The sequence below is a fragment of the Streptomyces sp. NPDC005899 genome (genome assembly GCF_040629645.1).
GTDB lineage: Bacteria > Actinomycetota > Actinomycetes > Streptomycetales > Streptomycetaceae > Streptomyces.
The window spans coordinates 1-20,077 of the sequence record NZ_JBEXWB010000081.1; the positions used below are offsets into that span (position 1 = coordinate 1).

At 71.4% G+C, this 20,077-nt stretch carries 15 protein-coding genes; 10 read left to right on the forward strand and 5 right to left on the reverse strand.

The window, feature by feature from the left end; translation table 11 throughout:
- Nucleotides 1-50: 50 nt before the first annotated feature.
- Both ABZ371_RS12735 and ABZ371_RS12740 read right to left on the reverse strand, forming a co-directional pair.
- Entirely contained in the window at nucleotides 51-2,318 is a 2,268-nt protein-coding gene (locus tag ABZ371_RS12735) for a (Fe-S)-binding protein (RefSeq protein WP_358677495.1), read from the reverse strand.
- A 141-nt stretch (nucleotides 2,319-2,459) separates the two neighbouring features.
- Complete coding sequence (locus ABZ371_RS12740) at nucleotides 2,460-3,092, reverse strand: sugar transferase (protein WP_358677498.1); 633 nt, start codon at nucleotides 3,090-3,092, stop codon at nucleotides 2,460-2,462.
- 324 nt (nucleotides 3,093-3,416) lie between these two features.
- Here ABZ371_RS12740 and dnaK point away from each other — a divergent pair, with 324 nt between their 5' ends.
- Together dnaK and grpE are read left to right on the forward strand one after the other, a co-directional pair.
- The gene (dnaK, locus tag ABZ371_RS12745; protein WP_358677501.1) at nucleotides 3,417-5,270 is read left to right on the forward strand and encodes a molecular chaperone DnaK; all 1,854 of its coding nucleotides are present in this window, start codon (nucleotides 3,417-3,419) and stop codon (nucleotides 5,268-5,270) included.
- Nucleotides 5,267-5,917 (forward strand): nucleotide exchange factor GrpE, encoded by a 651-nt coding sequence (gene grpE / locus ABZ371_RS12750; protein ID WP_358677504.1) that lies wholly within the window; start codon nucleotides 5,267-5,269, stop codon nucleotides 5,915-5,917. Before dnaK ends, grpE begins: the two co-directional genes overlap by 4 nt.
- Before the next feature lie 110 nt (nucleotides 5,918-6,027).
- Here grpE and ABZ371_RS12755 read toward each other — a convergent pair whose 3' ends face one another.
- Entirely contained in the window at nucleotides 6,028-6,696 is a 669-nt protein-coding gene (locus ABZ371_RS12755; protein WP_358677506.1) for an O-methyltransferase, read from the reverse strand.
- 256 nt (nucleotides 6,697-6,952) lie between these two features.
- On the opposite strand from ABZ371_RS12755, the gene ABZ371_RS12760 reads away from it, so the two are divergent.
- The 7 genes from ABZ371_RS12760 (at nucleotide 6,953) to ABZ371_RS12790 (ending at nucleotide 14,709) form a co-directional block, all read left to right on the forward strand.
- Nucleotides 6,953-7,456, forward strand: coding sequence for a VOC family protein (locus ABZ371_RS12760; RefSeq protein WP_358677509.1), 504 nt, complete (start codon nucleotides 6,953-6,955; stop codon nucleotides 7,454-7,456).
- Entirely contained in the window at nucleotides 7,453-8,406 is a 954-nt protein-coding gene (locus ABZ371_RS12765) for a hypothetical protein (protein WP_358677511.1), read from the forward strand. Before ABZ371_RS12760 ends, ABZ371_RS12765 begins: the two co-directional genes overlap by 4 nt.
- 66 nt (nucleotides 8,407-8,472) lie before the next feature.
- On the forward strand, nucleotides 8,473-9,393 hold the full coding sequence (locus ABZ371_RS12770) for an LLM class flavin-dependent oxidoreductase (RefSeq protein ID WP_358677514.1): 921 nt from the start codon (nucleotides 8,473-8,475) through the stop codon (nucleotides 9,391-9,393).
- Nucleotides 9,390-10,253 carry a PhzF family phenazine biosynthesis isomerase gene (locus ABZ371_RS12775; RefSeq protein ID WP_358677517.1) on the forward strand — a complete coding sequence of 288 codons (864 nt, stop codon included), beginning with the start codon at nucleotides 9,390-9,392 and terminating at the stop codon, nucleotides 10,251-10,253. The genes ABZ371_RS12770 and ABZ371_RS12775 overlap by 4 nt, the downstream gene beginning before the upstream one ends.
- Before the next feature lie 52 nt (nucleotides 10,254-10,305).
- On the forward strand, nucleotides 10,306-12,099 hold the full coding sequence (locus ABZ371_RS12780) for a gamma-glutamyltransferase family protein (protein ID WP_358677520.1): 1,794 nt from the start codon (nucleotides 10,306-10,308) through the stop codon (nucleotides 12,097-12,099).
- A 64-nt stretch (nucleotides 12,100-12,163) separates the two neighbouring features.
- Entirely contained in the window at nucleotides 12,164-14,464 is a 2,301-nt protein-coding gene (locus ABZ371_RS12785) for an excinuclease ABC subunit UvrA (RefSeq protein WP_358677523.1), read from the forward strand.
- Nucleotides 14,465-14,508: 44 nt separating this feature from the next.
- On the forward strand, nucleotides 14,509-14,709 hold the full coding sequence (locus ABZ371_RS12790; protein ID WP_358677525.1) for a 2-hydroxymuconate tautomerase: 201 nt from the start codon (nucleotides 14,509-14,511) through the stop codon (nucleotides 14,707-14,709).
- Nucleotides 14,710-14,783: 74 nt separating this feature from the next.
- Here the strand turns inward: ABZ371_RS12790 and ABZ371_RS12795 are convergent, their stop codons facing one another.
- On the reverse strand, nucleotides 14,784-15,965 hold the full coding sequence (locus ABZ371_RS12795) for an FAD-dependent monooxygenase (RefSeq protein WP_358677528.1): 1,182 nt from the start codon (nucleotides 15,963-15,965) through the stop codon (nucleotides 14,784-14,786).
- A gap of 210 nt (nucleotides 15,966-16,175) precedes the next feature.
- Here ABZ371_RS12795 and ABZ371_RS12800 point away from each other — a divergent pair, with 210 nt between their 5' ends.
- On the forward strand, nucleotides 16,176-18,152 hold the full coding sequence (locus ABZ371_RS12800; RefSeq protein ID WP_358677531.1) for a chorismate-binding protein: 1,977 nt from the start codon (nucleotides 16,176-16,178) through the stop codon (nucleotides 18,150-18,152).
- Between the two features lie 26 nt (nucleotides 18,153-18,178).
- Here ABZ371_RS12800 and ABZ371_RS12805 read toward each other — a convergent pair whose 3' ends face one another.
- A complete protein-coding gene (locus tag ABZ371_RS12805) occupies nucleotides 18,179-19,624 on the reverse strand; it encodes an NAD(P)/FAD-dependent oxidoreductase (protein WP_358677534.1) in 1,446 nt (481 codons plus the stop codon).
- Between the last annotated feature and the right edge of the window lie 453 nt (nucleotides 19,625-20,077).

Below are 20,077 nucleotides of genomic sequence, written 5' to 3' on the forward strand. Positions count from 1 at the left end.
CCGGTCCTGCCCCCGAGGCAGGTCCGGCCGCTTCCGTACGGGGCGGCAGATTACTTGACGGGCTCCGGCTCCGGCCTGTCAGCCGTCTCCGCCTCGCCCGCCGGGTCGGCAGGCGTCTTCACCGACTCCAGCAGGAGCTGCGAGACGTCGACGACCTGGACGGACTCCTTGGCCTGGCCGTCGTTCTTCTTGCCGTTGACCGAGTCGGTCAGCATGACGAGGCAGAACGGGCAGGCGGTGGAGACGATGTCCGGGTTGAGTGAGAGGGCTTCGTCGACACGCTCGTTGTTGATGCGCTTGCCGATCCGCTCCTCCATCCACATCCGGGCGCCGCCGGCGCCGCAGCAGAAGCCGCGCTCCTTGTGGCGGTGCATCTCCTCGTTCCGCAGCCCCGGGACCTTGGCGATGATCTCGCGCGGCGGCGTGTAGATCTTGTTGTGACGGCCCAGGTAGCAGGGGTCGTGGTAGGTGATCAGGCCCTCGACGGGCGTCACCGGGACCAGCTTGCCCTCGTCCACCAGGTGCTGCAGCAGCTGCGTGTGGTGGATGACCTCGTACTCGCCGCCGAGCTGCGGGTACTCGTTCGCGATGGTGTTGAAGCAGTGCGGGCAGGTCGCGACGATCTTCTTCGACGCCTTGGCCTTCTTCGTCGAGTCGTCCTCGTCGTCCTCACCGAACGCCATGTTCAGCATCGCGACGTTCTCCTGGCCGAGCTGCTGGAACAGCGGCTCGTTGCCGAGGCGGCGGGCGGAGTCGCCGGTGCACTTCTCGTCGCCGCCCATGATCGCGAACTTGACGCCCGCGATGTGCAGGAGCTCCGCGAAGGCCTTCGTCGTCTTCTTGGCGCGGTCCTCGAGGGCGCCGGCGCAGCCGACCCAGTAGAGGTAGTCGATCTCGCCGAGGTCCTCGACGTCCTTGCCGACGATCGGGACCTCGAAGTCGACCTCCTTGGTCCACTCCACCCGCTGCTTCTTGGCGAGGCCCCAGGGGTTGCCCTTCTTCTCCAGGTTCTTGAGCATCGTGCCCGCCTCGGACGGGAACGCGGACTCGATCATCACCTGGTAGCGGCGCATGTCGACGATGTGGTCGATGTGCTCGATGTCGACGGGGCACTGCTCCACGCACGCACCGCAGGTCGTGCAGGACCACAGCACGTCCGGGTCCATGACGCCGTTCTCCTCGAGCGTGCCGACGAGCGGCCTCTCGGCCTCGGCGAGCGCGGCCGCGGGAACGTCCGCGAGCTGTTCGGCGGTGGCCTTCTCGTTGCCCTCCATGTCCTTGCCGCCGCCGGCCAGGAGGTAGGGGGCCTTGGCGTGCGCGTGGTCGCGCAGGGACATGATCAGCAGCTTGGGCGAGAGGGGCTTGCCGGTGTTCCAGGCGGGGCACTGCGACTGGCAGCGACCGCACTCGGTGCAGGTGGAGAAGTCGAGGATGCCCTTCCAGGAGAACTGCTCGACCTGGGAGACACCGAAGGTGTCGTCCTCGCCCGGGTCCTCCCAGTCGATCTCCTTACCACCGCTGGTCATCGGCCGGAGCTCGCCCAGCGCCGACGAGCCGTCCGCGTTCCGCTTGAACCAGATGTTCGGGAAGGCGAGGAAGCGGTGCCAGGCGACACCCATGTTGGTGTTGAGCGAGACCGTGATCATCCAGATCAGCGAGACGCCGATCTTGATCATCGCGGTGAGGTAGATGAGGTTCTGCAGCGTGCCGAGTGCGAGGCCCTTGAAGGCGAGCACCAGGGGGTACGAGACGAAGTACGCGGCCTCGTAGCCCTCGACGTGGTGGATCGCGCCCTCGAGACCGCGCAGGGTCAGGATGGCCAGGCCGATGGCCAGGATGACGTACTCGACGAAGTAGGCCTGCCACGCCTTGGAGCCGGCGAAGCGGGACTTGCGGCCGGCCCGGGAGGGCAGGTTCAGCAGGCGGATGGCCATCAGCGTGACGATGCCGAGCACCGTCATGATGCCGATGAACTCGATGTACAGCTCGAACGGCAGCCAGTCGCCGACGATCGGCAGCACCCAGTCGGCCTGGAAGAGCTGTCCGTACGCCTGGAGCAGGGTCGGCGGCAGGGTCAGGAAGCCGATGGCGACGAACCAGTGCGCGAAGCCGACGATGCCCCACCGGTTCATCCGGGTGTGGCCGAGGAACTCCTTGACCAGGGTGATCGTGCGCTGCTTGGGGTCGTCGGTGCGGCTGCCTGCCGGGACCGGCTGTCCGATGCGGACGAACCGGTAGATCTGCGCGACGGCTCGGGCGATGAGCGCAACGCCGACGACAGTCAGCACCAGCGACACGATGATCGCGGCGAGTTGCATTTGGGGGCTCCTCGGGCCTGCGAGGGTGGGGATCCAGCGTAACAAGCGATTACTAAGCAGTAACTTAATCAGTCTGTGCTGACACTATCCACTTATTCCGCCGCGCTGTAGCGGAGCGGGCGGTGATCTGTGTCGCTCAGGTCAGCCTTCCCGGGCGGTGAGGGCGCGGAGTTCCATGCGCAGCTGGAGCTGCGCGGACCGCGCGATGATCGCCAGGTCGAGCCGTGTTCCATGATGCTCCGCGTAGTGCGCGTCGAGCAGGGCGGGCTCGTCCCAGGGCATACCGGAGCGGGACCGCACCTGCGCCAGGCCGGTCAGCCCCGGCCGCAGCTCCCGGCGCCGGCGGCCGGCCCCCGCCTCGTGGAGTGCCGGGTCGCCCGGTCGCAGCGGGGCCGGGCCGACGAGGGAGAGCTCCCCGAGCAGGACGTGGGGCAGCCGCGACACCAGGTCGAGCCGGAGCCTGCGGGTGCGCAGCGAGCGCAGCTCGAAGGGGCGGCCCCCGAGGCCGATCCGGGTCTCGCGCAGCAGTACGGCGCCGGGACCGCGGTGTCGCCGGAGGGCGAGGGCGAGCGTGGCCAGCCCGAGCGCCGGGGCGGCGAGCGCCAGGAGGGCGGAGCCCAGCACCAGGTCGAGTGACCGTTTGGCGGTGAGGGCCGCCAAGGCCCCGGCGCACCGGTCGGCCTGCCGGCGGGCGAGCCGGCCGAGAGCGCGGGCGACGGCCCGCGCCGCGGAGCCGGCGGGGTGCCGTCTCCTTCGTGTCGCGCCCTGTCTCATGTTCCGCATTGCACCTGCCCGGGTTCGATGACGCGCCGGTATGACCGACTTGGTTCATTTTGTGACAGAACGATCCCATGGTGCGAAGGTGGGTGGGGGTGACTGGCGCGCGGAGGGGCGTGGGTGTCGCCGACGGGTGCGCGTCCCGGTGGTCCGCGCGGGTCCCCCGGTGGTCCGCGCGGGTTCCACGAGGGGGAAAATCGCAGCTCGCTACAGGGATGGGCACATAAGTTGAGCGTAAGTGGCTCAGGTCCTTTGACTCCGGCCGGGACCTCGTGCATCCTTGAGTCAGATCCACTCAAGTAGTCAGTTGGAGGAATCGAAATGGCACGTGCGGTCGGCATCGACCTGGGCACGACTAACTCCGTCGTCAGCGTTCTGGAAGGCGGCGAGCCCACCGTCATCACCAACGCCGAAGGCGCCAGGACCACGCCGTCCGTCGTCGCCTTCGCGAAGAACGGCGAGGTGCTCGTCGGCGAGGTCGCCAAGCGCCAGGCGGTCACGAACGTCGACAGGACGATCCGTTCGGTCAAGCGCCACATGGGCACTGACTGGAAGATCGAGCTGGACGGCAAGAACTTCAACCCGCAGCAGATGAGCGCCTTCATCCTGCAGAAGCTGAAGCGCGACGCCGAGGCGTACCTGGGCGAGAAGGTCACCGACGCGGTGATCACCGTCCCGGCGTACTTCAACGACTCCGAGCGTCAGGCGACCAAGGAGGCCGGCGAGATCGCGGGCCTCAACGTCCTGCGCATCGTCAACGAGCCGACGGCCGCCGCGCTGGCGTACGGGCTCGACAAGGACGACCAGACGATCCTCGTCTTCGACCTCGGTGGCGGCACCTTCGACGTGTCCCTCCTGGAGATCGGCGACGGCGTCGTCGAGGTGAAGGCCACCAACGGTGACAACCACCTCGGTGGTGACGACTGGGACCAGCGCGTCGTCGACCACCTGGTGAAGCAGTTCGCCAACGGGCACGGCGTGGACCTGTCCAAGGACAAGATGGCTCTCCAGCGTCTGCGCGAGGCCGCGGAGAAGGCGAAGATCGAGCTCTCGTCCTCGACCGAGACCACGATCAACCTGCCCTACATCACGGCGTCGGCCGAGGGCCCGCTGCACCTGGACGAGAAGCTCACGCGCTCGCAGTTCCAGCAGCTCACCGCGGACCTCCTGGACCGCTGCAAGAACCCGTTCCACAACGTCATCAAGGACGCGGGCATCCAGCTCTCCGAGATCGACCACGTCGTCCTCGTCGGTGGCTCGACCCGTATGCCGGCCGTTGCCGAGCTCGTCAAGGAGCTCACCGGCGGCCAGGACGCCAACAAGGGCGTGAACCCGGACGAGGTCGTCGCCATCGGCGCCTCGCTCCAGGCCGGTGTCCTCAAGGGTGAGGTCAAGGACGTCCTGCTCCTCGACGTGACCCCGCTGTCCCTCGGCATCGAGACCAAGGGAGGGATCATGACCAAGCTCATCGAGCGCAACACCACGATCCCGACCAAGCGTTCCGAGATCTTCACGACGGCCGAGGACAACCAGCCCTCCGTGCAGATCCAGGTCTACCAGGGCGAGCGCGAGATCGCGGCGTACAACAAGAAGCTCGGGATGTTCGAGCTCACCGGTCTGCCGCCGGCCCCGCGCGGTGTGCCGCAGATCGAGGTCGCCTTCGACATCGACGCCAACGGCATCATGCACGTCGCCGCCAAGGACCTCGGCACCGGCAAGGAGCAGAAGATGACCGTCACCGGCGGCTCCTCGCTGCCGAAGGACGAGGTCAACCGGATGCGCGAGGAGGCCGAGCAGTACGCCGACGAGGACCACCGCCGTCGTGAGGCCGCCGAGTCCCGCAACCAGGGCGAGCAGCTCGTCTACCAGACGGAGAAGTTCCTCAAGGACAACGAGGACAAGGTCCCCGGTGACGTGAAGACGGAGGTGGAGACCGCGCTCACCGAGCTGAAGGAGAAGCTCAAGGGCGAGGACACCGCCGAGATCCGTACCGCCACCGAGAAGGTCGCGGCCGTCTCCCAGAAGCTGGGCCAGGCGATGTACGCCAATACCCAGGCCGAGGGTGCGGCGCCCGGCGCCGAGGCCGGCGACGGCCAGGCGAAGGCCGCCGACGACGACGTCGTCGACGCCGAGATCGTGGACGACGAGAAGGACCAGAAGGGCGGTGCGGCGTGACCGAGGAGACTCCGGGCTTCGACGAGAAGCCTGACGTCCCCTCCGGCGCCAGCTCCGACGACGCCGGACCGACGGCCGCCACCCCCTCCGAGGAGGAGGCGGCGGCCCCGGCCGGGGACGTACAGCAGACAGCGGCCCTGACGGCCCAGCTGGACCAGGTGCGCACCGCGCTCGACGAGCGCACGGGCGACCTCCAGCGGCTCCAGGCCGAGTACCAGAACTACCGCCGCCGTGTGGAGCGGGACCGGGTTCAGGTCAAGGAGGTCGCCGTAGCCGGCCTCCTGACCGAGATCCTGCCGGTGCTCGACGACGTCGGGCGCGCCCGGGAGCACGGCGAGCTCGTCGGCGGCTTCAAGTCGGTGGCCGAATCCCTGGAGACGGTCGTCGCGAAGCTCGGGCTCCAGCAGTTCGGCAAGGAGGGCGAGCCCTTCGACCCGACGATCCACGAGGCCCTGATGCACAGCTACGCACCGGACGTCACCGAGACGACCTGCGTGGCGATCCTGCAGCCGGGGTACCGCATCGGGGAGCGCACCATCCGCCCCGCGCGGGTGGCCGTGGCCGAGCCGCAGCCGGGCGCCACGCCCGCGGCGGCCAAGGAAGAGAAGGCAGACGACGAGGAGAGCGGTGGCACCGAAGAGGTCTGACGTCACGTCCGACCACTGCGGAGCACACCGACGGGGCGTGGGGGGGGGGCGGCGGGGGGGGCCGGGGGGGGGGGCGCCCGCCGCCCCCCCCCCGGGGGCCCCGCGGTCCGTCAGGGCAGGATCAGTGCCAGCGTGAACCCGTCGTACCCCTTGCTCCCCACCGTCTGGATCGAGGTGGCGCTGACCCGGGGTTCCGCGGCCAGCATCTCGTGGAACCGCCGCATTCCCCGGACACCCCCGTCCGGGTTGCCGTCCTCGCCGACCGCTCCGCCGAGCACGACGTTGTCGACGACGATCACTCCGCCGGGGCGGGAGAGTTCGAGGGCCCAGGTGAAGTACTCCGGGGTGTCGGGCTTGTTGGCGTCGATGAAGACCATGTCGAACGGCGGGCCGCCCGCCTCCGCCAGGGCGGGCAGGATGTCGAGCGCCCTGCCCACGTGCTGTTCGACGACGTCGCGGACGCCGGCCCGCTCCAGGTGGCCGGCGGCCGCCTCGGCGAACGAGCGCTCCCACTCGACGGTGACCAGCCGGCCGCCCGGCGCCAGCGCCCGGGCGAGCCAGATGGTGCTGTACCCGCCGAAGGTGCCTATCTCGAGAATGCGCCGGGCTCCCTGGATACGGGCCAGCAGGTGCAGCAGCTTTCCCTGGTGCCGGGAGACCCCGATATCGGGGAGATCGAATCCGATGTGCGCCTGGGCGGCGGCCGCCAGTGCGGGGTCCTCGTCACCGAGAATCGCATCGAAGTAGTCGTCCACCGCGCTCCACTGTTTCTGTGTCATAACCTCATTATTGCCCGCGAAGGAAGGTACTAGACAAGCATCCGAGCAAATTGCCACACGGATTCCCGACCTCTTGCGGAGGCCCGGACCGTCGATTCCTGCTGCCCCGGAGAAGAATTTTCTTGTGGGGGCGCCACCCTTCCGGTAGAGCACCGGTAATTCTTCTCCGTTACTTGACCGAATTTCCGGGAAATCGCTAACCTGAGCGAGAAAACAAGATATTCGATCTCTGTCGATACGAGAGGAGCGCAGTACCTTGACTCGAACCCGGACCGCGCCCGGGCGACCGACGGGGCTCGACCTCGTGCCGGAGCTCCACCACGTCGGGGTGCAGACGGACGACCTCGACAACTGCGTCGCCTGGTACCAGGAGTTCTTCGGCTGCCGGCCGAACTGGACCCTGGACGCCTTCTCCGACCTCACGCTGAGCCGCCTGCCGGGCATCACCCGGCTGACCGAGCTGGCCGTGGCGGGGCTGCGCTTCCACCTCTTCGAACGCACCGGGCACGACGACGCCGTGCCCGGCGGCAACACCCGCCAGTTCCAGCACATCTGCCTGTCCACCGGATCGGCCGAGGAGCTCCGTGCCTGGCGTGACCGCTGGTTACGCCTGTACGAGTCCGGCCGCTACACCTTCGCCGGCGAGGAGCAGCCCACCGCCGTCGTCACCGACGCGGACGGAGTGCAGAGCTGCTACGTCCTGGACGTCAACGGGCTGGAGTTCGAGTTCACCTACGTCCCGCCAGGAGGAGACCGATGAACACGCGTGTCGACCGCACCGTGACCGAACTGCCCGTGCCCGACGGCTGGGACTTCGGGGACTTCCCGTACGGCCTGGAACCACTGACCCTGCCCGAGCCGCCGACACCGGAGGCCACCTACGCCATACCCGACGTCCTGCCGGCCGACGAGTCCCTCGTGGACCGCGGTACGGCCTGTCCGCGCACGGGTGCGGCCCTGGCCTCGACCGACTTCTCGCACCAGCTCTTCTGGTTCCGCTGGATCACGGGCCACCAGGCCACCTTCGCCGTCTGGCAGCTGACCGCACACGCCCTGCACCAGGCCCGCAACCGGGCCGACCCCACCCCGTCCCTGCGTGCCATGACGGACCTCACCGACGCCTACACCTCGATGCTGCTCTACACCAGCTCGTGTCCGGCCGACGTCTACGGAACCGTCATCCGGCCCAGCATGTACCTCCAGCACCGCAGCTTCAGCGGCACCTGGGCCCCGGACTTCGTCCCCGTGCGGGGGCTGCTGCGGGGCAGGAAGACGGAGTGGGACAGCACGCCCGAGGGCGAGAGGCTCAAGCACGCCGTCCGGACGTACCACACGGTGCACGCGGGAGTGGCGGCCAAGCTGGTGCCCGGCGGCCGGTCCCTGCTCCAGGAGTCCTCCGCGGAGATCACGCCGACGCAGCCCGAGACGCAGGCGCTGCTCTACGACCACTACTTCCTGACCCTGCGGGCACCGGTCGGCGCGGTCGAGCTGATCGACCAGTTACGCAGCCGGCTGCGCGCGATCTGGCTCGACGTCGCGACCAACGGCCTCTACCCGGGCCTCACGCCGGAGGAGGACGCGGCCTTCCCCCACGAACTGCGGAGCGCGGAGGTACGGCGCTACGAGGAGGACTTCCACACGGTCCTGGACCGGATCGACGTCGCCGCCCGGCAGCTCAGGCCGAAGATGCTGCACAGCACCGCGCCCTGAGCCGGCCACCGCCGGTGGGAGTCGACCGACACGGAACGGAGTGAGGAAAACGTGCGCCACGGAGTGGTGATTCTGCCCGAACGGCGCTGGTCGCAGGCTCGCGACCAGTGGGTCATGGCCGAGCGCCTCGGCTTCGACCATGCCTGGACCTACGACCAGTTGATGTGGCGCTGGCTTCGCGACGACCCCTGGTTCGCCTGCGTTCCCACGCTGGCCGCCGCGGCCGCGGTCACCTCGCGGATCACGCTGGGCACGATGGTCGCCACCCCCACCTACCGCCACCCGGTGACGCTGGCGAAGGAGCTGATGTCGCTGGAGGACATCGCCGGGGGCCGGTTCGTCTGCGGCCTGGGTGCCGGGGCCGGCGGCCTGGACGACCGGGTGGTGGACCCCACCGAACGCACCCCGCGACAGCGCGCCGACCGCTTCACCGAGTTCGTCGAGGCCCTGGACCGGCTGCTCACGAACCGGGTCTCCTCGTACACGGGCACCCATTACGACTTCCGCGACGTCCCCGTGAACCCGGGGTGCCTGACGCGCCCCCGGGTGCCGTTCGCCGTCGCCGCGACCGGGCCGCGCGGCATGCGGCTGGCGGCCCGTCAGGCGGACACCTGGGTCACCGCCGGGCCGCCGGGCCGCTTCGACGCCCTGCCCTACGAGAAGGCGCTTCCCGACATCGCACGCCAGCTGGACCGCCTGGACTCCGCCTGCGCCGCGACCGGACGCGACCCGGCCACGCTGGACCGGCTCCTGCTGACCGGCGCCCTGGTCGGCGGAGTGCTCGACTCCGTCGAGTCCTACCGGGACGCGGTGGGGCGGTTCGGGGAACTGGGCATCACCGACCTCGTCGTGCACTGGCCGCGCCCGTCCTTCCCGTACCAGGGCGACCTCCGCGTGCTGGAGGCCGTCGCGGAGGAGGTGCTCCTCCCCCGCGCGCCCACCGCGGACGCCACCGCCGGACAGCACACCGCAGGAGGCGGACGATGATCGGATACGAGATCGCCGACATGTTCACCGACACCCCGTACCACGGCTGCGCACTCGGTGTCGTACCCGACGCCCGAGGGCTCTCGGAGGCGGACATGCTCGCCGTCGCCCGGGAGATCGCGCTGACCGAGACGGCGTTCGTCCTGCCGCCCGGCCTGCCGGGGTCCTCCTACCGGGTCCGGGTGATGACGCCGGCCGGGGAGTCGCCGTTCGGGGGGCACAGCGCGGTGGGCACGGCCAGCGTCCTGGTCCGCGCCGGGCGGCTGGCACCCGGTGAGGCGGTGCAGGAGTGCGGCGGCCGGCAGCTCACGGTGACGGCCGGACCCGACGGCTCCGCCCTGGCCGTCGGGGGCACGCCGCTGCTGCGGCCCGAGTGGGATCCCCGCCCCCTCCTGGCGGCGTGCGGCCTGTCCGGTTCCGACCTCCGGGCGACACCGCACCTGACCGGTTTCGGACCGGCCTTCCACTTCCTCCCGGTGGGCGAGGAGGCACTGGCCGGGGCGTCGGCCGACCTGGCCGACCCGGTCTGGGAGGACTGCCCCGACGCGGTGCTCGTCGCGTACGACCACGAGGAACGGACCGCCCGCGTCCGGGTGTTCGCGCCCGGGTACGGGATGCCCGAGGACCCGGCCTGCGCCTCCGCCGCCCTGGCGCTCGGCGCCTGGCTGGCCCGGGAGAAGGCGCTGCCCGGCACGGACGGCGTCACCCCCTACCGGGTCCTCCAGGGCGAGGGGCTGGGCCGGCCCGCCACCCTGTCCTGCACCGTGGACCTGCGGGAGGGCCGGGCGGTGGCGGCCACGGTCCACGGGCGGGTCACCGCCACCGCATCCGGCCGCCTGGCCGCCCCGGGACGGCCCTGACCACCGGAGCCCGTCCGCCGAGACCCCGTACGCAGAGAAAGGGACCTTCCACGTGCTCTTCCGACCGGAACTGCACGGCACCCGCGGTGCCGTGGCGTCCACTCACTGGCTGGCCTCCACCGCCGGAATGTCCATGCTCGACCGCGGCGGCAACGCGTTCGACGCCGCGGCCGCCGCCGCCTTCGTCATCCAGGTGGTGGAGCCGCACCTCAACGGGCCGGGCGGCGACGTGCCCATCCTCGCCCACCGCTCCGGGTCCGGCCGGGTCGACGTCATCTGCGGGCAGGGACCGATGCCCGCGGCGGCCACCGTGGACGCCTTCACCGACCGGGGCCTGGCCGTGGTTCCCGGTTCGGGACTGCTGCCGGCCGTCGTCCCCGGGGCCTTCGGCGCCTGGCTCCGGCTGCTGAAGGAGTACGGGACGCTGCCCCTGGAGGTGGTACTGGAACCCGCCATCGGGTACGCGGAGCGGGGTTACCCCCTCCTGCCCAAGGCGGCGGCGATGATCGGCGCCCTCTCCGACCTCTTCCGCGACACCTGGACGGAGTCGGGCCGCACCTACCTGCGTCGGGGTGCCGCCCCGCGGGCGGGGGAGCGGGTCACCAACCCCGTGCTGGCCCGGACCTTCCGGCGCATCGTCAGCGAGGCGCGGGCGTCGGGGCGGGACCGCGAGGGCCGGATCGACGCGGCGACGGAGGCGTTCTACACCGGCTTCGTGGCGGAGGCGATCGACGCGTACCTGGCCAAGGCCGAGGAGATGGACTCCACCGGGCGGCGCAACGGCGGCCTGCTGACCGGGGCGGACATGGCCGCGTGGCGGCCGGGGCTGGAGCCGTCGCTGAGCCTGGAGTACCGGGGCCGTACGGTGCACAAGGCGGGCCCGTGGTCGCAGGGCCCGGTCTTCCTCCAGCAACTCGCGCTGCTGGAGGGCTTCGACCTGGCCGCGATGGGGCCGGGCAGCGCCGCCCACGTGCACACGGTGGTCGAGTCCGCCAAGCTCGCCTTCGCCGACCGCGAGGCGTGGTACGGCGACCCGGCCCACGCGGACGTGCCGATGCGCGCCCTGCTGGACCCCGCGTACACCGCCGCGCGGCGCGCGCTCATCGGATCCGGGGCCTCCGGTGAGCTGCGGCCGGGCCGGCCGGACGGGCGCGAGCCCCTGCTCCCGCCGCTGCACGACGAGAGCTCCGCGCCGGCGGACCCGGCCTGGCTGGGTGAGCTGGAGCAGGGCATCCCGGCCATCATGAAGCTGACCGCCTCCACCGGCGACACGAGCTGCGTCACCGCCACGGACGCCGCGGGCAACATGGTGGTGGCGACGCCCAGCGGCGGATGGCTCAAGAGCTCGCCGGTGATACCGGGGCTGGGCTTCCCGCTCGGCACCCGCGGGCAGATGGCGACGCTGATGCCGGGTCACCCCAACACGCTGGCGCCGGGCAAGCGGCCGCGCACCACGCTCAGCCCGACCATGGTGCTGCGGGACGGGCGACCGCAGCTGGCTTTCGGCACACCGGGCGGCGACCAGCAGGACCAGTGGACCCTGGGCTTCTTCCTCAACCACGTGGACCACGGCATGGGCCCGCAGGCGGCCGTCGAGGCGCGGACCTTCCACACCGACCACGTGCCCACGTCGTTCGCCCCGCGCCGCTTCCGCCCCGGATCCGTGGTGCTGGAGAGCGGCTGGCCGGCGGAGCAGCTGGAGCTGCTGCGGCGGCAGGGACACCAGGTGGAGCTGGCGCCCGACTACTCGCTGAGCAAGGTGTGCGCCACCGGCCTGACGGGCGACGGCCTGGTGCTCGGCGCGGCCAGCCCACGCGGCGCGCAGGCCTACGCGGTGGCCGGGTAGGAGGGGGAACACGTGAAATGGTTTCCTCAGGGAAATCACCCGTCCAGCTGCGGAAGGGGCTGACATGGCGGCTCAGCGGAAGACCGGCGCCGACGACTTCATCGTTCTGGGTGAGGCCCGGCAGAACAATCTCAAGGGTGTCGACCTGCGCATCCCCAAGGGGAGACTGACCGTCTTCACCGGGGTCTCCGGTTCGGGGAAGTCCTCGGTGGTGTTCGACACCATCGCGGTCGAGTCGCAGCGGCAGCTCAACGAGACCCTGCCCGCCTTCGTCCGCAACCGGATGCCCAAGTACGAGCGGCCGGACGCCGAGGTGATGGAGAACCTCTCCACCGCGATCGTCATCGACCAGCGGCAGGTCGGGGGCAACGCCCGCTCGACGGTCGGCACGATGACCGAGATCCTGCCCATGCTGCGCGTGCTCTTCTCCCGCGAGGGCAGCCCCCGCGTGGGCCCCTCCCACATGTTCTCCTACAACGACCCGCGCGGTATGTGCGAGGCGTGCCAGGGGCTCGGCACCACGGTACGGCTGGAACTGGACCGGCTGCTCGACGAGAGCAAGAGCCTCAACGAGGGGGCCATCGGCTTCCCGTCGTTCGCGGTCGGCACCTTCCAGTGGCAGCTCTACGGCGAGTCCGGGCTCTTCGACCCGGACCTCCCGTTACGCGACTTCTCGGCGAAGGACCGCGAACTGCTGCTGTACGGCAAGGGGTTCACCGTCGACCGGGCCGGCCGCAACGGCGTGTACAAGAACGAGTACGAGGGGATCGCCGAGCGCTTCACCCGCCGGTACATCAAGCCCGGCCTGGACCACACGAAGGGCAGGGAGCGCGAGGCGATCGAGCGGGTGGTGACCCAGGGCCCCTGCGCCGTCTGCCACGGTGGCCGGCTCAACGAGGCCGCCCTCGCCTCACGCATCCAGGGGGACAACATCGCGGACTTCACCGCGATGGAGATCACCGAACTGATCGACCGGCTCGCCCGTGTGGACACGCCGGCCGTCAAGCCGGTGGTGGCGGGCGCGCGGGCGGCGCTGGAACGCATCAGCTCCGTCGGGCTCGGCTACCTGTCCCTCGGGCGGCAGACCTCGTCCCTGTCCGGCGGCGAGGCGCAGCGGCTCAAGATGGTGCGGCACCTCAGCAGCAGCCTGACCGGTCTGACGTACATCTTCGACGAGCCCAGTGTCGGCCTCCATCCGCGCGATGTGCGCCGCATGAACGAGATCCTGCTCGCGCTGCGCGACAGGGGGAACACCGTGCTGGTCGTCGAGCACGACAGGGACGTCATCGCGATCGCCGACCACGTCATCGACATGGGCCCGGGGGCGGGCCGCGCGGGCGGCGAGGTGACGTTCGAGGGCACGCCGGCGGGTCTGCGCCGGTCGCGCACCGTGACGGGCGAGCAGCTCAGGCGCGTCCCCGGGCTGAAGGAGCACTACCGCTCCCCCACCGGCGCCCTCACCGTCCACGGTGCCGACCTGCACAACCTGCGTGACGTCACGGTCGACATCCCGACCGGAGTGCTGACCGCGGTGACCGGTGTGGCCGGTTCCGGCAAGAGCACCCTCGTCTCCAAGGTGTTCACGGCGCAGTACCCCGAGGCCATCGTGATCGACCAGTCGTCGATCGGCATCTCCGCGCGCTCCAACCCGGCCACGTACACCGACATCATGGACACCCTGCGGCGGCGGTTCGCCCGCGCCTCGGGTGAGAAGCCGGGCCTCTTCAGCTTCAACTCGGAAGGCGCCTGCCCGGAGTGCAAGGGCAAGGGGGTCATCGAGACGGATCTGGCCTTCATGGACCCGGTCACCACGGTGTGCGAGCGCTGCGAGGGCCGGCGGTTCAACGACGAGGCCCTGCGCCACACCGTGGACGGCAGGACCGTCGTCGACGTCCTGGACATGACGGCCGAGGAGGCGACGGGCTTCTTCGACGACGCGTCCGCCCTGCGGAAGCTGGCCCTCCTCACCGAGGTCGGACTCGGCTACCTGACCCTGGGCCAGCCGCTGTCCACACTCTCCGGCGGCGAGCGGCAACGGCTCAAGCTGGCGCACCGCCTGAAGGAGACAGGCAGCGTCTACGTCTTCGACGAGCCGACCACCGGCCTGCACATGAGCGACATCGGCCGCCTGCTGGACCTCTTCGACCGGCTCGTGGACAGCGACAACACGGTGGTGGTGATCGAGCACGACCTCGACGTGGTCAAGCACGCCGACTGGGTCGTCGACCTCGGCCCGGAGGCCGGCACCCAGGGAGGGCGGGTGGTGTTCGAGGGCACGCCCGCCGAGCTGGCCCGGGCGAAGGACACGCACACGGGCCGCAGTCTCGCCGCGGACCTGCGTGACCGGAAGAACGCCTCGTCGTGAAGCACGCCCCGCCCTCGGCACGTCCCTGCCACAAGGAGTCCCGCATGCCCCTCATCCACGTCACCCTGCTGGAAGGACGGTCGCCGCAGGAGGTCGCGTCCCTCGGCCGGGCGCTCACACAGGCGGTGCACGAAACCCTCGGTACCCCGGTGGACGCCGTGCGGGTCATCGTGGAGGAGGCGTCACCGGCGCACTGGTTCGTCGGCGGCAGGTCGGTGGCCGAGCGGCGCTCAGCCCCCTCGTGACCGGGCGGCGGGGGACACGGGCGACGGGCCCCCCGGCCGCTCCGGCCGGGGGGCCCGTCGCGGTGTCCGCCGGGTCAGCGGGCGGCGGTGCCGCGAAGCCGGCTGTCGGCGCGGGCGAAGCGGTCCCGGACCAGCTCGACGCGCTCCGGGGACCAGGACGGGATGTCGTCCTGGGTGAGCCGCCCGCTGCGGGTGACCAGGTGGGCGTTGAACGCCTCCAGGCCGAGGTCCGTGTACCGGTCCAGTTCCTCGAACCACTCCTGGCTGATCCGCGCGGTGCGCTGCATGGACTCGACGTCCGGCCTGCGCTCCGCCTCGTAGGCGGCGAGGGCCTCGGGCACCGCTCCGTGTTCGTCCACCGCGAGGGCGAGGGCGAGGGCGTCCTCCATGGCCAGCCTGGTGCCCGATCCGATGGAGAAGTGCGTGGTGTGGGCGCTGTCGCCGAGGAGCGCGACGGTGCCGTGGCTCCAGCGCCGGTTGCGGACGACGGCGAAGCGCCCCCAGCGCGACCTGTTCGTGCGCAGCGGGTGGCCCTCCAGCACGTCGGCGAAGAACCCGGCGATCCGGCCGGCGTCCGCCCGGCCGTCGTCGGGCGTGCCGGCGCTCCGCTCGGTGAACCCGGCGGCCTCCCAGACGTGGTCGTCGACCTCGGCGATGAACGTGCTGAGCCCGGGCGCGTAGGGATAGGCGTGTGCGTGCATCGAGCCGAACTCCGTGTCAGCGACGGCGAACGTCAGGGCGGTGAAGGGCCGGTCGGTGCCCAGCCACAGGTACCGCGATCCGCGCTTGCCCCCTTCGGTGCCGAACTCCTCGCGGTGGGCCTCGCGCGTGGCGGAGTTGACGCCGTCGGCCGCCACGACCAGGTCGTACGTCCCGGCCAGCACGGCCGCTTCGGGGGCGCGGACGCCGTAGCGGATGGTCACGCCCAGCTCGGTGCAGCGCGCGCGCAGCATGCTCAGCAGGACCCGCCGGCCGATCGCCGAGAAGCGGTAGCCCCCGTTGCGCACGACCTGGCCGCGGTGGTGGACGTCGATCCGGGACCACTGCGCGCATTCGGCGGCCAGGCGGGCGAACAGCCGGGGATCGGCCGCCTCGATGCCGCCGAGCGCCCCCTCGGAGAAGACCACGCCGAAACCGAAGGTCTCGTCGGGGGCGTTGGCCTCCCAGACGTCTATCTCGCATCCCGGCCGGAGCCGCTTGACGAGTGCGGCCGTGTACAGGCCGCCGGGGCCGGCTCCGATGATCGCGATACGCATGACACCTCACTGGGACTCGGTCGAGTGACTCGGTGGCGCGCGGGGGGCAGTCGTGGCGCCGGCCCGCGCATCAGCACGGCCGGGCAACTGGCCCTTTCGGTAGGTGACGTGAAGTCCGTCAGGCCATAAATCCTATCCGTTGGGAAACCAGTTGAATCAGACGGAACGGCACACCGCCGTCCGGTGGCACGAGGAGAAGGGGACCTGCCCATGGGACCGAAGGACTCCGGCCTCACCGGCGCGCGCGTACTGGAACGGCTGCACCGAGCGGCCCCGCCGCCCTTCGCCCTGCTGCGCAGGCATGGCGCCGGTGGGCGCGGGCCCGGCCCGGTGGAGGTCTTCTTCGGCAGGATGGAGACCGTCCGCTCGCTGGACGAGGCCGAGCCGCCCGACGCCTCCCCGGGGCCCGGCGCGCTGGTGCTGCTGCCCTTCCGGCAGGTGGCCGAGCACGGCCTGCCGTGCCACGACGACCGGACCCCGCTGCGCGTCCTGCGGATCTCCGAACACCACGTGCTGCCGGAGGGCGCGCTCACCGGCGGGGGCGGTCCGGTGCGGTGGCGGGAAGCCGGTTTCGTGACGGACGACGCCCATTACGAGCGGCTGGTGGCCGAGTTCGCTTCCTCGGACGCCGCCCGCGGCGGGCTGAACGTCCTGCTCCGCCGCGACTACACCGCCCGGCTGCCCGGCTTCCGCCCGGCGGTCGCCGTGGAGTTGTTCCGGCGGCTGCTGACCGCCGAGGCGGGAGCGTACTGGACGTTCCTCGTGCACACCGGAGGCGAGCGGCCCACCACCCTGGTGGGGGCGACCCCGCAGGGCCACGTGGCCATCGAGGACCACCGGGTGGTGATGAACCCCCTGTGCGGCACGTACCGCTACCCGTCCCACGGGCCACGCACCGGGGAGCTGCTCGACTTCCTGTCCGACCGCAAGGAGTCCGACGAGCTCGCGACCACGGTGGACGCGGAGCTGACGGTGCTCTGCGCGCTGGCCGGCCCGGGGGTACGGGTGGAGGGGCCGTTCCTGCGGAGGATGGCCCATCTCGCGCACACGCAGTGCCGGATCAGTGGGCCCGCGGTGGCAGGTGCCCGCGAGACCCTGTCCCGGGCGATGTTCGCCTCCACCGCGGTGGGCAGCCCGTACGCCGAGGCATGCCGCGCCATCCACCGGCACGAGACGACCGGCCGCGGCTACTACGGCGGGCTCCTCGCCCTGATCGGCCGCGACGACCGCGGCGAGGAGGAGCTGGACTCCGCGGCGGTGATACGGACCCTGGACATCGATCACCTCGGCCGTGCCCGGTTGTCGGTCGGGGCGACCATCGGCAGCCGGTCGTCACCGGCGGCGGAGGCGGCCGAGACGCGGACCAAGGCACGTGCCCTGCTGACGGCCCTCACGGCGGAGCCGGCCCCGGCCCCAGCCCCGGCGCCCTCGCCCGTGAAGCGCGGGCCCGCCGGCACCGCCACCGGTACGGACAGGCCGGCCCGTGACGGCTCGGACAGGCCGGACCTCGACGGCGCGGCCGCCCCCAGGCCGGTGCGGGACGCCCTGGTCCGGCGGCGCGCGGCGTTGTCCTCGTTCTGGACGAGCGGCGCGAGCGCGCCGGCGGCGCGGGCCGACCGGGTGCTCGTGCTGGACACGGGCGGGGAGGACCTCACCGCCCTGCTCCACATGGTGACGTCGGTGCACGGACCGGCCGAGGTGATCGGGTACGAGGACGCCGACGCGGGCGACATCCTGGCACGGCACCGGGGGCCCGTGCTGCTGGCCTCCGGACCGGGGCGGCCCGACGACCCCGGCAGCCCCCGGATGGCGGCGCTCCGGCAGCTGAGCGCGTCCGTCCTGCGCGGGCGGCCGCGAGGCCGCGCCCCGGTGGCCGGGGTGGGGCTCGGCTTCCAGCTGCTCGCGCTCACCGCCGTACCGGACGCGCGGGTCACCCCCAGGACCGGTACCGGACTCGCCAGGGACGTCGAGGTCTTCGGCCGGCGGGTCACGGCCGCCTTCCGCAACACCTATGCGGTCACGGCCGCCACCTCGCCCGGGCACGGCGGCCCGCCCGCGCTCTGCCCGGGCCCGGACGGGCGGGAGCTGATCGCGATGCACGGCGCGGCCGTCCGGGGCGTGCAGTTCCGCCCGGAGTCGGTGATGACCACCGACGGGGCCGACGTGCTGCGCTCACTCCTGAGCTGAACCCGGCCGGCCCCGCCCGGCCGTGCTCAGGGAGTGCCGGTCGAACCGAGTTCCAGGACGGTGCGCGCCGCGGACTCCAGGGCGAAGGTCATCGAGCCGCCGTTGGGCTCGAAGCCGGCGTGGTCCCCGGCGAAGTGGACGCGCCCCTCCGGCCTGCGGATCACCGGCATGAGTGCGCTGTGCCCGCGCTCGGGGAGGATGTACGCACCCTCCGCGTAGGGCCGTTCGTCCCAGCAGACGGACGTGCCGGTCTCGAAGTGGTCGCGCGCGCCGGGGAGCATCCGGTCCAGTTCGGTGAGCACGAAGTCCTGGCGCTCCTCCTCCGTCATCACGGAGACCGCCCTGGCGCGCCACCCCGTCATCAGACACTCCATGATCTTCCTCGGCCCGGGCAGCTGGGGCGTCGCGTCGCGTATCCAGCGTATGGGCAGGTCGGTGGAGAAGCTCGCGTTCCGCTGCGGCCAGAACTGGCGGCGCATCTGGAGGTACACCCGGACCACGGACGAGTACTTCACCCGGCGCATCACGTCGTGCTTCGCGTCGGAGAGGCCCGCGTCGGTGAAGTCGATGTGCCGGATCGCGCTGAACGGGACGGTGACGACGACCCGTTCGGCCTCCATGGTCCGCATGCGGCCGTGGTCGAGGTAGGTGACCCGCGCCCGCTCCTCGTCCTGCTCGACGCGGACCACGGGACGGCGGTAGTGGATCCTGCTCTTGAGCCGTTCGGCGAACGCCTGCGGGAACCGGTCGGTGCCGCCCTTCACCTTCGCCCAGCGGGGGTCGGCGTGGCTGAGCGAGTGCGGGCTCGCCTCGTGACGCAGCCAGGAGAGCGCGGACGCCGTCTTCAGGTCGCCCCCGCGCATCTCCAGGAACATGGGCTCCATGAGGTCGATGGCCGCCTGGGACGCGCCGCGCTCGGTCAGGACCTGGTGCACGGATCGCCGGTCGTAGGGGGCGAGCAGTTCGGTGGCCTCCCAGTCGGGGGCGCTCAGGTCCGGCTGGAGGGCGTCGCCGACGGCGGTCACGTAGCGCTCGATCATGTCCGCGACGCCGAGCCCCTTCTCGTGCGGATGCAGCGCCAGACCCGCCGCCGCCACGCCCTCCGGGTCGGGGGTGAAGAACCGCCCCTGGGCGAAGTAGGAGAACGTGGTGTCGAAGAGGTCGGCGGTCTCCGTCTCCACACCGAGCTCGCGCAGGTAGTGCATCGCGTAGTGGCAGTGCGGCGTCAGCGTCATCGCACCCGCCTCCGCGTGCAGCCCGTCGGCGAACGGAGCCCGTAACGTGTAGGCGCGCCCGCCGGGCCGGCTGTCCGCCTCCAGGACGGTCACGTCGCAGTCCCGTGCGGCGAGTTCGTGGGCGACGGCCAGACCGGCGAGGCCGGCGCCGATGACGATCACCGACCGAGGGGGCCGTAGACCCGGCATGCCGCTGTCGAAGGCGCGGCGTACTTCTGTCTGCGTGGGTTCGCGCATGGGCGTTCTCCGTTCCGATCAGTCGAACAAGGGTGCTCCTCGTGCTCCTGCCCCGTGTGCCACCCGCCGACCGGCCCCGTTTGCGCGCAACGCACCGGCGACGAGGGGCAGTCGGGAGGTCGGGCCGCCGGGTGACGGGGCGACCGGGTAGCCGGGCCGCCGGGCCGCCGGGAGGAACGGCCCGCGTCCGGGCAGGCCGATCGCGCCCCTCGGCGAAACGGGTCGGCGGCCTCGTCGTCGAGGCGTCGGAGGGGACTCCGGCGCTCCCGGGTTCCCTCGGGGAGACGGTCAGCCGTGCCGTGGCGAGCCCGGAAGGCCAGGCCCGTACGACCAACCCGGAAAGGGCCTCCGACGCGGGTGGCGGTTTCTAGGAGTCGTCGCAACACGTGGTCGTGTTGATCAGGCCGCGAGCAGTTTATGCAGTCGCTCGGCTGGGGTTTCCCAGCCGAGCGT

Bases quoted from the DNA above. Each gene is read 5' to 3' on its own strand.
- ABZ371_RS12735 (WP_358677495.1), bottom strand. From the start codon at position 2,318: ATGCAACTCGCCGCGATCATCGTGTCGCTGGTGCTGACTGTCGTCGGC.
- ABZ371_RS12740 (WP_358677498.1), bottom strand. From the start codon at position 3,092: ATGAGACAGGGCGCGACACGAAGGAGACGGCACCCCGCCGGCTCCGCG.
- dnaK (WP_358677501.1), top strand. From the start codon at position 3,417: ATGGCACGTGCGGTCGGCATCGACCTGGGCACGACTAACTCCGTCGTC.
- ABZ371_RS12755 (WP_358677506.1), bottom strand. From the start codon at position 6,696: ATGACACAGAAACAGTGGAGCGCGGTGGACGACTACTTCGATGCGATT.
- ABZ371_RS12765 (WP_358677511.1), top strand. From the start codon at position 7,453: ATGAACACGCGTGTCGACCGCACCGTGACCGAACTGCCCGTGCCCGAC.
- ABZ371_RS12775 (WP_358677517.1), top strand. From the start codon at position 9,390: ATGATCGGATACGAGATCGCCGACATGTTCACCGACACCCCGTACCAC.
- ABZ371_RS12785 (WP_358677523.1), top strand. From the start codon at position 12,164: ATGGCGGCTCAGCGGAAGACCGGCGCCGACGACTTCATCGTTCTGGGT.
- ABZ371_RS12790 (WP_358677525.1), top strand. From the start codon at position 14,509: ATGCCCCTCATCCACGTCACCCTGCTGGAAGGACGGTCGCCGCAGGAG.
- ABZ371_RS12795 (WP_358677528.1), bottom strand. From the start codon at position 15,965: ATGCGTATCGCGATCATCGGAGCCGGCCCCGGCGGCCTGTACACGGCC.
- ABZ371_RS12800 (WP_358677531.1), top strand. From the start codon at position 16,176: ATGGGACCGAAGGACTCCGGCCTCACCGGCGCGCGCGTACTGGAACGG.
- ABZ371_RS12805 (WP_358677534.1), bottom strand. From the start codon at position 19,624: ATGCGCGAACCCACGCAGACAGAAGTACGCCGCGCCTTCGACAGCGGC.